Genomic DNA, 14,217 nt, shown 5'->3' with positions numbered 1-14,217 from the left:
ATCCGAGGCCGGATGCCCGACGCAAGCCCACCGCCCGCGCCGACCCATACGCCGCCGCGCGGCCTGAGCGCCGCCGGCACGCCAGCCTCCGGCCTGCAGATGCTGCAGGGCGCGCTGCTGATCATGGCGGTGCTCTATTTCGGCCGGGAGCTGCTGGTGCCGCTGGTGCTGTCCGTGCTGCTGGCCTTCGTGCTGGCGCCGGTGGTGCGGCTGCTGCGGCGCGGCTTCGTGCCCCGCTCGGCTGCGGTGCTGGTGACCGTTGCCCTGGCCTGCGCCGTCATCCTCGGCATCGGCGCCCTGATGGGCCGGCAGGCGAGCGTCCTCGCCGAGAACCTGCCCAGCTACCAGGTGGCGATCGGGCAGAAGCTTTCGGGCCTGCAAAGCGCCGGCGGGCTGCTCGACCGCCTCAGCGGCGCGGTGCATGCGGTCGGCCAGGGCATCGGCAACAGCGCCGGCGGCGGCACCACGGCGCGGGAGGCGGCGCCGACCGCCCTCGACGCCCCCACCGCGCCGATGCCGGTCGAGATCCGCACCCCCGACCCGACCCCGGTCGAGATGCTGCGCCGCGTCGCCGAGCCGCTGCTCGGCCCGTTGGCAACGGCCAGCATCGTCGTCATCCTGGTCATCTTCATCCTGCTCTACCGCGAGGATCTGCGGGACCGGCTGATCCGCCTGGCGGGCGCGCGGGACCTGCACCGGACCATGGCGGCGATGGACGACGCGGCCTATCGGCTGTCCCGCTTCTTCCTGGCGCAGACCGGCATGAATGCCGGCTTCGGCCTGTTCATCGCCGCCGCGCTCTGGCTGATCGGCATCCCGAACCCGCTGCTCTGGGGCTTCGTCGCCGGGCTGATGCGCTTCGTCCCCTTCATCGGCAGCTTCATCGCCGCCGGCTTCCCGGCGCTGCTGGCGCTGGCGGTCGATCCGGGCTGGGGCACCCTCGTCGCCGTCATCACCCTGTTCGCGATCAGCGAGGGGGCGATGGGGCAGGTGCTGGAGCCGATGGTCTTCGGCCATTCCACCGGGCTTTCGCCCATCGCGGTAATCGCCGCCGCGACCTTCTGGACCTGGCTCTGGGGCCCGATCGGGCTGCTGCTGGCGGTGCCGCTGACGGTCTGCCTCGTGGTGCTGGGGCGGCATGTGGACCGGCTGGAATTCCTCGAGGTCATGCTGGGCGACCGGCCACCGCTCGACCCGGAGGAGACCTTCTACCAGCGGGCCCTGGCCGGCGACGCCAATGCCCTGGCCGAGCAGGCGGAGCGCTGCCTGAAGGAGAAGCCGCTGGCCGAATATCTGGATGCGGTGGCGCTGCCGGCGCTGCGGCTGGCCCAGGCGGATGCGGTGCATGGCGCGCTGCGGCCGGAACGGCGCGAGGCGCTGCTGCGCAGCGTCGAGCTGCTGATCGAGGATATCGAGGAGGAGGAGGACCCGCCGCCGCCCGAGGGCGAGGCCCCGCCCCAGCCGGTGCCCTCGGCCTGGCATGTGCCCGGGGCGGTGCTCTGCCTGCCGGGGCGCGGACCTTTCGACACGGTCGCGGCGAATATGGTGGGGCAGGTGCTGGCGCGGCGCGGCTTCGGCGTCCAGGTGGGCGGTGTCAGCACCGTGCCCGGGGCGCCGCCGCGGCTGATCTGCCTCTGCCTGCTGGAGGGCGGCAGCAGCAGCGCCACAGCCCGCTACCTGCTGCGGCGGGCGCGGCGGCGGCTGCCGGGCGTGCCGGCCATCGCGCTCGCCTGGACGCCGAACGGGGCCGAGACGCCCGAGGGCATGCTGGCCCGGGCGCTGCGGGCCGAGGGCGAGACGGCGCCGCTGCAGCTGGCGATGAGCCTGACCGAGGCGCTGGACCTGGCGGTGGAGGCAGCCGGGACGGAAGCCGGGCCGGTGCTGACCGCGCCGGCACCACGGCCGGAGCCGCCGCCGGCGATGGGGGTGGCGGTGGCGCCGGCGTGAGGGGCCGGGGCACTAACCCGCCCCCTACCCCAACCGCTGCATCGGCACCCGCCCCGCCAGCCAGCTCCCCAGCCCCGCCAGCGCCGCGGCGCCCAGGAAGGCCGTGCGGAACGCCGCCTCCAGCCCGTCATGCAGCGCCAGCCGCGCCGCGGCCGGCAGCTCGGCCAGCAGCCCCGGCCCCTGCCGCACCAGCCGGGCGAACAGCCCAGCCACCTCGGCATCGCCCGCCGCCAGCGTCCCGAACAGCAGCGCGCCCAGCACCGCCGTCGCGGTCGCGGCGCCCAGCGTCCGGGCATATTGGACCGAGGCCGCGGCGGCGCCGAGCCGGGCCGGCCCGCCCGCCACCTGCACCATGATCTGCGTCACCGGATAGGAACAGCCGAAGCCAACCGATGCGAGGCCGAAGACCGCGGCCATCACCCCATCCCCCATATGCGCGCCGAGCAGCGCGATGGCCGACAGCGCCAGGGCGGCAATCGCCAGGCCCCAGCGGGCAAGCGGCATGGCGACGCCGGTGCGGGTCATCATCGCCCCCGCGAAGAGCCCGCCGATTGCCCCGCCGGCCGAAAGCGGCAGCATCAGCAGGCCGGACCCGGCCGGGGTGGCGCCGCGCACGCTCTGGAGGAAGACCGGCAGGAAGGTCAGCACCGAGACCAGCGCGCCATGGGCGCAGGCGGTCAGCAGGTTGCAGCGCAGGATGGTCGGCTCGGCCAGCAGGGCGAGCGGCAGCAGCGGGTCGCGCGCCCGCCTTTCCTGCCGCAGCAGCAGGCGCAGCGCCACCGCCGCGACCAGGGCCAGCCCCAGCGCCGCCGGGAGGGCCGCAACCGTCAGGCGCTGGGCGTAGGACAGCGCCAGCAGCGCCGGCCCGACAAAGGCGCCGAACAGCAGCAGGCCCGGCAGGTCGAAGCGGAAGCCGCCCGCCCGGCTGCCGGGCAAGGACGGGATGCGCAGCGCCAGCGGGAAGGCCAGGGCCGCCCAGGGCAGCAACGCGCCGAAGACGGCACGCCAGCCAAAATGTTCGGTCAGCCAGCCGCCGGCCAGCGGGCCGAGGCAGGAGGCGGTGGTGAAGCAGGCGACGATCCAGGCCTGGAAGCGGCCTCGCTCGCGGGGCGGCACCGCCTCCCCGATCAGGGCCATGGACAGGGTGGCGAGGCCGCCGCCGGCGAAGCCCTGCACCAGCCGCCCCAGGATCAGCACCCCGAAGCTCGGCGCCGTGGCGGAGATGGCGGCCCCGCAGGCCGCGAGGCCGAGCGCCGCCAGCAGCAGCCGCTGCCGCCCGAAGGCATCGCCCAGCCGGCCGAAGACCGGTGCGGCGATGGTGGCGGCGACCAGATAGGCGACGACCACCCAGGACAGGTTCTCAACCGCGCCCAGCGCCCCGGCGATGGCCGGCAGCGCCGTCGCGGTGATGGTCTGGTCGATGGCCGAGAGGATGATGGCCGGGGCGATGCCGGGGAAGCTGCGGAAGAAGGCCGCGCGCATCTCGGCCGGGGTCATCCGCGGTTCGGCCATGGGCTAGACCACGCTGTTCCGGCCCATCTCCAGGAATTTCTCCCGCCGCCGGGCGCGCAGCGTGGCGCCGTCCAGGGCCAGCAGCGGCTCCAGGCTGTCCCATACCCGGTCGCCGACCGCGGCGAGCGACGCCTGCGGGTCGCGATGCGCACCCCCCATCGGCTCCGGCACCACGGCATCGACCAGGTTGAGGCGGCGGAGATCCTCGGCCGTCAGCTTCAGCGCCTCGGCCGCGGTCGCGGCCTGGGCGGCGTCGCGCCAGAGGATGCTGGCGCAGCCCTCCGGGCTGATGACCGAATAGACCGAGTGCTCCAGCATCAGGATGCGGTCGGCGGCGGCGAGGGCGATGGCGCCGCCCGAGCCGCCCTCGCCGATGATGGTGGCGACGAAGGGGACGGGCGCCTCCAGGCAGGCCTCGATGGACCGCGCGATGGCCTCGGCCTGGCCGCGCGCCTCGGCCTCGATCCCCGGAAAGGCGCCGGCGGTATCGACGAAGGAGAGGATGGGCAGGCCGAAGCGGCTGGCGAGCTCGATGATCCGCCGCGCCTTGCGGTAGCCCTCCGGCCGGGCCATGCCGAAATTATGCAGCACCCGGCTTTCGGTATCGCTGCCCTTCTCGGTGCCCAGCACGGCGACAGCGCGGCCGCGGAAGCGGCCGAGGCCGCCGACCACCGCCGCATCATCGGCGAAGGCGCGGTCGCCGGCCAGCGGGGTCCATTCCTCGATATGGGCGCGGATATAGTCCAGGCATTTCGGCCGGTCGGGGTGGCGGGCGACCAGGGTCTTCTGCCAGGGCGAGAGCTTGGCATAGGTAGTCTTCAGCAGGGCCTGGGCCTTGTCGCGCATCCGCGCGACCTCCTCGGCCACGTCGATCCCACCGGCATCCGAGGTGCGCCGCAGCTCCTCGATCTTGCCTTCCAGCTCGGCGATGGGTTTCTCGAAATCCAGGAAGTGGCGCATGGCGCGCGGGGTTAGCGGAAAAGCTGCGCCGGCGGAAGCGGGGGCGGTGGCGGGCGGATGTTAGGGATGAATTCAACCCGGCCGGTCCATCCTGGCCCGCGAAGCCCCTCCCGCAACCCTCCGAGGATGCCGATGCCGCTGTTCCGACACCGCCACGATGACCGGGCCGACAAGGTCGAATGGCTGGAGACGCTGAGCCGCCATGCCGGCGTCGGCCTCTGGGATGCCGTCCTGCATGAGGGGGATGCGATGCATCCCAAGGCCCGCTGGACCTGGTCGGAGGAGTTCCGCCGGCTCTGCGGCTTCCAGACCGCCGCGGAATTCCCCGATGTGGTGCAGTCCTGGTCCGACCGGCTGCACCCGGAGGATGTGGCACCCACCTTCGCCGCCTTCACCACCTCGCTCCAGACCGGCCGCGGCTACGACACCACCTACCGGCTGCGCTGCAAGGATGGCCGCTATCGCTGGTTCCGGGCGACCGGCGGGGTGATCATGGACGCCAGGGGCAAGCCGCGGCGCGCCTGTGGCTCCCTGGTCGATATTCATGCCCAGGTCGAGGCGGAGGCGACCCACCGCGCCGCCATCCAGTCCATGGCCGAACGCTTCGAGCGGGAGATGCTGGAGGTGGTGACGGCGCTGGCCGGCGCGGCCGAGGCGCTGCGGACCGATGCGGCGGCGCTGCATGCGGCGGCCGAGCGCACCTCCGGCCAGTCGGCGGCGGCCGGAGCCGCCTCGGCCGAGACCACGGGCAATGTCGAGGCGGTCGCCGCCTCCACCGAGCAGGTCACCGCCTCGATCCAGGAGATCGGGCAGCAGGTGGTGCGCTCCACCCAGGCCACCGGCACCGCGACCGAGCAGGCGCGGAGCGCGACCGAGGTCGTCCGCAGCCTGATCGAGGATGTGCAGCGGATCGGCGATGTGGTGAAGCTCATCAGCGACATCGCCGGCCAGACCAACCTGCTGGCGCTGAACGCGACCATCGAGGCGGCGCGGGCCGGCGAGGCCGGCAAGGGCTTCGCCGTGGTGGCGAGCGAGGTGAAGACCCTGGCGGCGCAGACCGCCAAGGCGACCGGGGACATCACCCTCCGCATCGATGCCGTGCAGAGCGCGACCGACAGCGTGGCGGCGGCGATCGGCGGCGTGGCGGAGACGATCCAGCGGCTGAACGAGACGGCGGCCGCCATTGCCGCGGCGGTGGAGCAGCAGGGCGCCTCCACCCAGGAGATCGCCCGCAGCGTGCAGCAGGCGGCCGGGGGCACCCAGGCGGTCGCCGCCAATATCGTCCAGATGTCCGAGGCGGCGCGGGAGACCGGCGAGGGCTCCGGCCGCATCGCCCGGGCGGCGGACGGTCTCTCCACCCGGGTCGCCGAGCTGCGGCGGCATATGGGCAGCTTCCTGGAGGGGATGCGGGCCGCCTAATCCTCCTCGGCCAGCGGATGATGCGCCTCGACCAGGGCGCGCAGCCTCTCCTCCATGACCTTGGTGTAGATCTGGGTAGTGGCGATATCGGCATGGCCGAGCAGGAGCTGCAGGCTGCGCAGATCGGCGCCGCGCGCCAGCAGGTGGCTGGCGAAGGAATGGCGCAGCACGTGTGGGCTGACCCGCTCCGGCGGCAGTCCGGCGGCATCCGCCGCCTCCTTCAGCAGCAGGCCGAGGCCCTGGCGGGTCATATGGCCGGCGGCGCCGCGCGAGGGAAACAGCCAGCGCAGCCGCCGCGCCTCCGCCTGGCGGTCCTCGCCTGCCTCCGCCCTCTCCCGCATCGCCGCGGCGGCGGCGCGGGCGCCGGCCGAGATCGGCACCAGCCGCTCCCGCCCGCCCTTGCCGCGCACGGCAATCATCGGCTGGTCGGGGCGGAGCGCGGCGGCCGGCAGCGCCACCAGCTCGCTCGCCCGCAGCCCGGCGCCGTAGAGCAGCTCGATCGCCGCGACCGCCAGCGGGCCGCGGCCCTTGGGCAGGCGGGCGGCGCCTTCCAGCAGGCCAGCGACCTCCTCCTCGGCCAGCGGCTTCGGCAGCGGCGGGGTCGGGCGCGGCCCTTCCAGCAGCTCGGTCGGGTCGTCGGGCCGCAACCCCTCCCGCGCCAGGAAGCGGAAGAATTGCCGCAAGGCCGAAAGCCGCCGCGCCATGGTGCGGGGCTTCAGCCCGAGATCGGCCAGCGAGCGGAGATAGTCGCTCAACGCATCCGCCCCCGCCGCCTCGGGCGGCAGGCCGCGGCGGGCGCAGAAAGCGGCGAAATCCTCGAGATCCGTGCCGTAGGCCGCGAGGGTATTGCGGGCGGCCCCGCGCTCGGCCGCCAGCATCTCGAGGAAGGCCTCGCGCAGGGCGGCGGCCAAGCGCCGAATCCTAGCGAGTCTGGAAGCGGTCGTTCGGCAGGGTGCGCTCCACCGCGGTCGGGCTGACCGAGGGCGGGAAGGCGCCGATCGCAAGCAGCCCCGCCACGACCAGGGCAAGCAGGATCGCGGCCAGCAGCAGGATGGGGCGGCGGAACATAGGGAAAGCTCCTCAGGACTACGCGGCTTCCGCAACGAAGCCAGCCCCATCGCATCGGGGCCGCGGTGTGCTAGCCTCCCTCCATCGTGTCGCGCAACATCGCCAACGCCTTCGCATCAACGACGGAGGTCCCCGCCCTTCCCGCCTGGCCCGGCAGCAGCCCGCCCGCGGCGCATCGGCGCGCCATCGTCCTGGTCGGCATGCCCGGCGCGGGGAAGACCTCGATCGGCCGCCGCTTGGCCATGCGGCTGGGCCTGCCCTTCCTCGATGCCGATGCCGAGATCGAGGCGGCGGCGGGCCTGCCCATCACGGATATCTTCGCCCGCTATGGCGAGGCGCATTTCCGCGATGGCGAACGGCGGGTGATCGCCCGGCTGCTGGCCGGCCCGCCCATCGTGCTGGCGACCGGCGGCGGCGCCTTCGCCGATGCCCGGACCCGCGCCGCCATCCGTGCCTCCGGCGCCGTCTCCATCTGGCTGCATTGCCGGATGCCGACCCTGCTGCGCCGGGTCGCGGGGCGGGAACACCGGCCGATGTTCCTCAACGCCGATCCGGCCGAGGTGCTGGAGCGGCTGATGGCGGCGCGCCACCCCCTCTATGCCGAGGCCGATATCGTGATCGCCTGTTCCGACGAGAGTCCCGAGACCACCACCCGCCGGGTGCAGGAGGCGCTGGAGTCCTGGCAGCCCCCGGCCCGGCTGCCGGTGACGCTCGGCGAGCGCAGCTACGAGATCGTGGTGGGCGACGGGCTGCTGGCCCGGGCTGGGGCGCTGCTGGCGCCCGTGCTGCCGGCGCGGCACGCGGTGGTGGTGACGGATGAGACGGTCGGGCCGCTGCACCTGCCGACGCTGCGGGCGGGGTTGGAGGAGGCAGGCTTCGCCTTGCTGGCCGAGATCACCGTCCCGCCCGGCGAGGCGAGCAAGGACTTCTCCCGCTTGCAGCTGGTGCTGGAGCGGATGCTGGCCGCCGGCGCCGACCGGCGGACGGCGGTGATCGCCCTCGGCGGCGGCGTGGTGGGCGACCTGGCCGGCTTCGCCGCCGCCATCGCGCTGCGCGGCCTGCCCTTCGTGCAGGTGCCGACGACGCTGCTGGCCCAGGTGGACAGTTCGGTCGGCGGCAAGACCGGCGTCAATCTCGCCCTCGGCAAGAACCTGGTCGGCGCCTTCCACCAGCCGCGCATCGTGCTGGCCGATACCGCGACGCTCGCCACCCTGCCCGCGCGGGAGTTGCGCGCCGGCTATGCCGAGGTGGCGAAGCACGGGCTGCTCTCCGGCGAACGGCTCTGGCACTGGTGCGAGACCCAGGGCGAGGCGCTGGTGCGCGGCGAGAGCGAGGCGCTGGTGACCGCGGTGCTGGAGAGTTGCCGGCTGAAATCCGCCGTCGTCGCCGGCGATGAGCGGGAGGAAAGCGCCGAGGGCGGCCGGGCCCTACTCAATCTGGGCCATACCTTCGGCCATGCGCTGGAAGCCGAATGCGGCTATGGCGGCACCCTGCTGCATGGGGAGGCGGTGGCGGTCGGGCTTGGCCTCGCCGCCAGCCTCTCGGCTCGGCTCGGCCATTGCAGCCAGGAATTGCCGGGGCGGGTCATCGCCCATCTCCAGGCCTGCGGCCTGCCGGCGCGGATTGGCGACCTGCCGCGCGGCTTCTCGGTCGCGGCGTTGCTGGGGCGGATGCGCAAGGACAAGAAGGTGCGGGACGGGGCGCTGCGCTTCGTGTTGCTGCGCGGCCCGGGCGAGGCCTTCACTGCGGGCGATGTCCCGGCCGAAACTGTGGAGCGGCTGCTCAGGGATGAGGGCTGCGCGGCATAGAGCGTGATCGCCGAAGGCTGGAACAGCCGGAGGCGTGAATCATGCGACCCAACAACAGGCCGGACGATAACCCGCGGTCAATGATCGCGGGTCATCGGCCGGCGCCATCGGCCGCCAGCCGCAGCGCCATCCGCCGCCCGCCTTCCGGCGCCGCCTCGCTCACCAGCTCGGCGGCGATCTGCCGCGCCAGGGCGCGGATGACGGTGGAGCCGAGCCCTTCAGCCTGCGCCTCGGCGCCCGGCGGCTCGGTCACCTCGGCGAGGATCGCCTCGCCCTCCCGCCGGGCCGAGAGCAGGACCGGGCCGGCCTGGTGGAGCGCCTGGGTCACCAGCTCCGACAGGATCAGGGCCAGCGGGATGGCGCGCTCGGCATCGAGCTGCAGATCCTCCGGCGCGGCGATGCGGATATCGGCGCCCGGATGCTGCACCGTGGCACCGGCCGCCAGCTCCCGCAGCATGTCGGACAGGCGGATGGAGCGGTGGTCCGGGCTGCGTTGCAGGGCGCGATGCGCCTCGGCCACGGCCTGGACGCGGGCCGTCGCGGCATCCAGCGCCTCGCGCGCCGCCGGCTCGGCGACCCGCCCGGCCTGGAGGCGCAGCAGGGCGGCGACGAGCTGGAGGCTGTTCTTCATCCGGTGCTCGGCCTCGCGCGAGATCGTCTCGCGCGCCACCAGTGCCTCGCGGAGTTGGGCCTCGGCGCGGTGCCGCTCCTCGATATCGGTGCAGGTGCCGACCCAGTGGCGGATCGCGCCGGCGGGGTTGCGGACCGGGGCGGCGCGGATGCGGTGCCAGCGGTAGCAGCCCTCGCGGTCGCGGATGCGGGCATCGGCGTCATACTCGCCGCCCTCGGCGAGGGCCCGGGCCCAGGCAGCGGCCAGGGCCGGCCGGTCGTCCGGGTGCAAGGCCGAGGCCCAGCCGCCGCCGCGGAGCTGTTCCAGGCCGAGGCCCGTCGCCTCCTCCCAGCGGGAATTGAGGTAGCTCGGCACGCCATTCGGATCGGTCTGCCAGACCAGATGCGGCATGGCCTCGGCCAGGGTGCGGAAGCGGGCCTCGCTGTCGCGCAGCGCCCGTTCGGTGCGCTTGCGGGAATCGATATCGGTATTGACGCCGAGCCATTCGAGGATGCGCCCCTCGGCATCGCGCACCGGCGCGGCGCGGGCGGCGGTCCAGCGCCAGCGGCCATTCGGGGCACATAGCCGGTATTCGGCCTCGTAGATGCCGCCGGTGGCCAGCGCCCGGGTCCAGCGCTCGCGGGTCGCCTCGCGCTCCTCCGGGTGCACGGCATCGAGCCAGCCCCAGCCGGCGGAGCCGGCGGGAGTCTGGCCGGTCAGGGCGGCCCAGCCGCCCATGCCGATCACCGCGCCATCGGTCGTGGCGGTCCAGACGGCCAGCGCGCCGGCCTCGACCAGGGCGCGATAGCGGGCATCGAGTCCGAGGCCAGCCGGCCCGCAATTGCGCAGCCCCGCGGTCCGGCGCAGCCGCGCCTCCCGTCGGGTCGCGTCGCGGAGTTGCACCAGCACGCCGAGGATGGAGCCGTCGCGGCCACGCAACGGCGAGGCTTCGGCATCCCAGAGCCGGCTGCGGCCGAGCGGGATTGGCAGCGCCTCCGCATGGCGGCTGCGGCCGGTGGAGCGCACCTGGTCGAGCGGCAGCAGGAAGCCGGTTTCAGCAATATCCGGCAGGACTTCCGCCAGGCTGCGGCCGCACAGCATCTCCGCCGCCTGCCCGGCGGCGAGGGCGAAGGCGGGATTCACATAAAGCAGCCGATGCGCCGGCCCACTGAGCACCGCCACCGCGGCCGGAGATTCCTCGGCGAAGGCGCGAATGGGCTCCATATCCGGCGCCGGTTTGCGGCCTTCCTCGGGCACGATGCGTTCCTCGGCTTGGGGCCCAGCGTCCCGAGCACCCTAGCGGAACTCGCGACCGGGCGGGGGTTGTCGCCCGATCAAAGCAGCGGGAGGCAGTGCTTCCCGCGGGAACTGCTCGATCGCTAGACCGAAAAGTATTTCGCCCGCGGGTGATGCAGCACGATCGCACTTGTCGATTGCTCGGGATGCAACTGCCATTCGTCGCTGATGGAGACGCCGATGCGCTCGGCACCGAGCAGACGCAGCAACGGCACCTGATCCTCCAGCCGCGGACAGGCGGGATAACCGAAGCTGTAGCGGCCGCCGCGATAGCCTTGCTGCAGCATCTTGTCCATGTCGCGGTCGTCGTCGCCGGCGAAGCCCCATTCGGCGCGGATGCGCTTATGTACGTATTCGGCCATTGCCTCCGCCATCTCGACGCTGAGGCCGTGCAGGTAGAGATAGTCCTGGTAGCGGTTGTCCTCGAACCAGATGCGCGCCACATCACTCGCCTTCTGGCCGACGGTGACGACCTGCAGGCCGATGACGTCGCGCCGCTCCGGCCCATCGGCGATGTCGCGGACGAAATCGGCGATGCACTCGCCATCCTGCTTCGGCTGGCGCGGCAGGGTGAAGCGGCAGGCCTCCGTCACGCCATCCTCTTCGAAGAGAATGAGGTCATTGCCCGCGCCGGCGCATTTCCAATAGCCATAGATCGCCTGGGGCCGGAGGATGTCCTCGGCCTCGGTCAGCGCCAGCATGCGCTTCAGCACCGGCCGCAGCTCCTGCTTCGCCCAGCCGAGGAAGTCGTCCAGGCTGCGGCCCTGCTTCCGGAAGCCCCACTGGAATTGGTAGAGGCTGCGCTCGTTGATGAAGGGAATGATGGCCTTCGGCGCTGCCTCGATGACGCGGGCGCCCCAGAAGGGCGGCGCCGGCACCGGTTCCTCCGCGGTCAGGCGGCGGCGTCGGGCCTCGGCATAGGCGACATCGACAGGGGCGAAGCCGCGCGGATCGGCGGTGCCGAGGGTGCGGCTTTCGTTGCGCGACTTGCCCTTGCGCTTGGACTGGATGGCGGCGAGGTAGTCGTCGAAGCCATTGCCCGTCACCTTGTCCATCAGGTGCAGGCCGTCGAAGGCATCCCGCGCATAGGCGACGCGCCCGGTCGGCTCGCCATTGGCATAGGCGCGGACGCAGTCATCCTCGACATAGTTGCGGGTCAGCGCGGCGCCGCCGAGCAGCACCGGCACGTCGAGGCCGATGCGGCTCATCTCCTCCAGGTTCTCGCGCATCACCACGGTCGACTTCACCAGCAGGCCGGACATGCCGATGGCATGCGCCTTGTGCTCGCGGACGGCGGCGACCATGTCGGCCAGCGGCACCTTGATGCCGAGATTGACGACGCGGTAGCCGTTGTTGGTCAGGATGATATCGACCAGGTTCTTGCCGATGTCATGCACATCGCCCTTCACCGTGGCGAGGACGATGGTGCCCTTCTCCTGGCCCTCGACCTTCTCCATGAAGGGTTCGAGATAGGCGACGGCGGCCTTCATCGTCTCCGCGCTCTGGAGGACGAAGGGCAGCTGCATCTTGCCGGCACCGAACAGCTCGCCCACCACCTTCATGCCGTCGAGCAGCACGTCGTTGATGATGGCGAGCGGCGCGATGCCCTGGTCGAGCGCGTCCTGCAGCTCCTCGTTCAGCCCCTTGCGGTCGCCATCGACGATGCGGTCCTTGAGCCGGCCCTCGACCGTCTCGGCGCGGACCTTCTTCACGTTGTCCGCCGCCTTCCGGCCGGAGAAGATCTCGAGCAGCTTCTGCAGCGGGTCGTAGCCCTCGCGGCGGCGGTCGAAGATCAGGTCCTCGGCGACCTCCACCTCCTCCGGCGGGATCAGGTGCAGCGGCTTGATCTTCGAGACATGGACGATCGCCCCGGTCATGCCGGCCTTCACCGCATGGTCGAGGAAGACGCTGTTCAGCACATGCCGCGCCGCCGGGTTCAGGCCGAAGGAGATGTTCGACAAGCCGAGGATGATCTGGATGTCGGGGAATTCCTCCCGGATCATCTTGATGCCCTCCAGCGTCCACTGGCCGAGCTTGCGGTCGTCCTCGTTGCCGGTGGCGATGGTGAAGGTCAGCGGGTCGATCAGCAGGTCGGACTGCGGCAGGCCATAGGTGTTGCAGGCGAAATCGACCAGGCGGCGGGCGATGCGGAGCTTGTCCTCCGCCGTCTTCGCCATGCCGACCTCGTCGATGGTCAGCGCGATGACGGCGGCGCCGAATTTCTTCGCCAGCACCAGGCGGTCATGCGCTGCACCCTCGCCATCCTCGAAATTGATCGAGTTGATGATCGGCTTGCCGCCATGCCGCTTCAGCGCGGCCTCGATCACCGGCGTCTCGGTGCTGTCGATCACCAGCGGGGCGTTGACCGAGGAGGTGAAGCGGGTGACGACCTCGTTCATCTCCGCCATCTCGTCGCGGCCGACGAAGGCGGTGCAGATATCGAGGCTGTTGGACCCCTCGCCCACCTGCTCGCGGCCCATGGCGACGCAGCCATCCCAGTCATGCGCCGCCTGCCGCTCGCGCCAGGCCTTGGAGCCATTGGCGTTGCAGCGCTCGCCGATGGAGAAATAGGCATTCTCCTGCCGCAACGAGACGGCGCCGTAGAGCGAGGCGACGGAGGGGATCCAATGATACTTGCGGGCGACCGGCGCCGGGCGCCAGGCATCGTGCTTCCGCAGCATGGCATCAAGCGCGGCGATATGCGGGGTCGAGGTGCCGCAGCAGCCGCCGATGAGGTTGACGCCGTCCTCGCGGACGAAGCGCTCCATCCAGCTCGCCATCTCCTCGGCGCCGAGGGGGTAGTGGGTCTTGCCGTCCACAAGCTCCGGCAGGCCGGCATTGGGCTGCACGCTGATGAGGCCGGGCCAGTTCTGCGACAGCCAGCGGACGTGTTCCGCCATCTCCTGCGGGCCGGTCGCGCAGTTCAGCCCCATCAGCGGCACGTCGAGCGCATGGGTCACGGTCGCCGCCGCGGCGATATCGGGGCCGACCAGCAGCGTGCCCGTCGTCTCCACCGTCACCTGGACGAAGATCGGGATGTCGCTGCCGGCCCGCTTCAGCGCCGCCTTGGCCGCATTCACCGCGGCCTTGATGAAGAGCGTATCCTGGTTGGTCTCGGTCAGGATGGCATCGACGCCGCCGGCGATCAGCCCGCGGCACTGTTCCTCCAGCGCCGCCTGGAGATCGTCATAGGCGATATGGCCGAGGCTCGGCAGCTTCGTCCCCGGGCCGATATCGCCGATCACCCAGCGATCACGGCCATCGGCGAAGCTCTCGGCCGCCTCGCGCGCCAGCTCACCGGCCAGCTTGTTGACCTCGAAGGCACGCTCCGTCAGCTCGAATTCGCCGAGCGTCACGGGCGAGCCACCGAAGCTGTTGGTCAGCACCATATCGGCGCCGGCCTCGTAATAGCCGCGATGGATCTCGCGGACGAGGTCGGGGCGGGAGAGGTTCAGCACCTCGGTGCAGTTCTCCTTGCCCCAATAATCCTTGTCGATATCCAGGGTGAGGGCCTGCACGCGGCTGCCCATGCCGCCGTCGCAGAGCAGCACGCGGTCGCGAAGCGCCTGGAGCAGGTGGGGACGGGGCATCGGGGAT

9 protein-coding genes are annotated in these 14,217 nt (G+C 72.1%); 3 read left to right on the top strand and 6 right to left on the bottom strand.

Going from position 1 to position 14,217, the window contains the following annotated elements; all coding sequences use genetic code 11:
- The first annotated feature begins 12 nt into the window (after positions 1 to 12).
- The gene (locus JMJ55_RS00530) at positions 13 to 1,947 is read left to right on the top strand and encodes an AI-2E family transporter (protein WP_202823535.1); all 1,935 of its coding nucleotides are present in this window, start codon (positions 13 to 15) and stop codon (positions 1,945 to 1,947) included.
- Between the two features lie 24 nt (positions 1,948 to 1,971).
- Here the strand turns inward: JMJ55_RS00530 and JMJ55_RS00525 are convergent, their stop codons facing one another.
- Together JMJ55_RS00525 and JMJ55_RS00520 are read right to left on the bottom strand one after the other, a co-directional pair.
- Positions 1,972 to 3,459: an MFS transporter gene (locus JMJ55_RS00525; protein WP_202823534.1), complete on the bottom strand. Its 1,488-nt coding sequence runs from the start codon at positions 3,457 to 3,459 to the stop codon at positions 1,972 to 1,974.
- 3 nt (positions 3,460 to 3,462) lie between these two features.
- A complete protein-coding gene (locus tag JMJ55_RS00520; protein WP_202823533.1) occupies positions 3,463 to 4,419 on the bottom strand; it encodes an acetyl-CoA carboxylase carboxyltransferase subunit alpha in 957 nt (318 codons plus the stop codon).
- Between the two features lie 132 nt (positions 4,420 to 4,551).
- Here JMJ55_RS00520 and JMJ55_RS00515 point away from each other — a divergent pair, with 132 nt between their 5' ends.
- Complete coding sequence (locus tag JMJ55_RS00515) at positions 4,552 to 5,838, top strand: methyl-accepting chemotaxis protein (RefSeq protein WP_202823532.1); 1,287 nt, start codon at positions 4,552 to 4,554, stop codon at positions 5,836 to 5,838.
- On the opposite strand, the gene JMJ55_RS00510 is transcribed toward JMJ55_RS00515, so the two are convergent.
- The gene (locus tag JMJ55_RS00510) at positions 5,835 to 6,716 is read right to left on the bottom strand and encodes a tyrosine recombinase (protein ID WP_202824301.1); all 882 of its coding nucleotides are present in this window, start codon (positions 6,714 to 6,716) and stop codon (positions 5,835 to 5,837) included. The two genes, JMJ55_RS00515 and JMJ55_RS00510, sit on opposite strands and share 4 nt — an antisense overlap.
- A 43-nt stretch (positions 6,717 to 6,759) precedes the next feature.
- Positions 6,760 to 6,906, bottom strand: a complete 147-nt coding sequence (locus tag JMJ55_RS00505; protein ID WP_202823531.1) for a hypothetical protein — start codon at positions 6,904 to 6,906, stop codon at positions 6,760 to 6,762.
- Positions 6,907 to 6,992: 86 nt separating this feature from the next.
- Between JMJ55_RS00505 and aroB the strand changes: the two genes are divergently transcribed.
- Positions 6,993 to 8,714, top strand: coding sequence for a 3-dehydroquinate synthase (gene aroB, locus JMJ55_RS00500; RefSeq protein WP_202823530.1), 1,722 nt, complete (start codon positions 6,993 to 6,995; stop codon positions 8,712 to 8,714).
- 91 nt (positions 8,715 to 8,805) lie between these two features.
- Here aroB and JMJ55_RS00495 read toward each other — a convergent pair whose 3' ends face one another.
- A complete protein-coding gene (locus JMJ55_RS00495) occupies positions 8,806 to 10,581 on the bottom strand; it encodes a PAS domain S-box protein (protein ID WP_202823529.1) in 1,776 nt (591 codons plus the stop codon).
- A gap of 122 nt (positions 10,582 to 10,703) precedes the next feature.
- Positions 10,704 to 14,210: a methionine synthase gene (metH, locus tag JMJ55_RS00490; RefSeq protein WP_202823528.1), complete on the bottom strand. Its 3,507-nt coding sequence runs from the start codon at positions 14,208 to 14,210 to the stop codon at positions 10,704 to 10,706.
- Positions 14,211 to 14,217: the final 7 nt, after the last annotated feature.

The organism is Belnapia mucosa, assembly GCF_016775475.1.
Lineage (GTDB): Bacteria > Pseudomonadota > Alphaproteobacteria > Acetobacterales > Acetobacteraceae > Belnapia > Belnapia mucosa.
This window is presented reverse-complemented; position numbering and strand designations above follow the sequence as displayed.

Bases quoted from the DNA above. Each gene is read 5' to 3' on its own strand.
- JMJ55_RS00505 (WP_202823531.1), bottom strand. From the start codon at position 6,906: ATGTTCCGCCGCCCCATCCTGCTGCTGGCCGCGATCCTGCTTGCCCTG.
- JMJ55_RS00525 (WP_202823534.1), bottom strand. From the start codon at position 3,459: ATGGCCGAACCGCGGATGACCCCGGCCGAGATGCGCGCGGCCTTCTTC.
- JMJ55_RS00520 (WP_202823533.1), bottom strand. From the start codon at position 4,419: ATGCGCCACTTCCTGGATTTCGAGAAACCCATCGCCGAGCTGGAAGGC.
- JMJ55_RS00510 (WP_202824301.1), bottom strand. From the start codon at position 6,716: ATGCTGGCGGCCGAGCGCGGGGCCGCCCGCAATACCCTCGCGGCCTAC.
- metH (WP_202823528.1), bottom strand. From the start codon at position 14,210: ATGCCCCGTCCCCACCTGCTCCAGGCGCTTCGCGACCGCGTGCTGCTC.
- JMJ55_RS00530 (WP_202823535.1), top strand. From the start codon at position 13: ATGCCCGACGCAAGCCCACCGCCCGCGCCGACCCATACGCCGCCGCGC.
- JMJ55_RS00515 (WP_202823532.1), top strand. From the start codon at position 4,552: ATGCCGCTGTTCCGACACCGCCACGATGACCGGGCCGACAAGGTCGAA.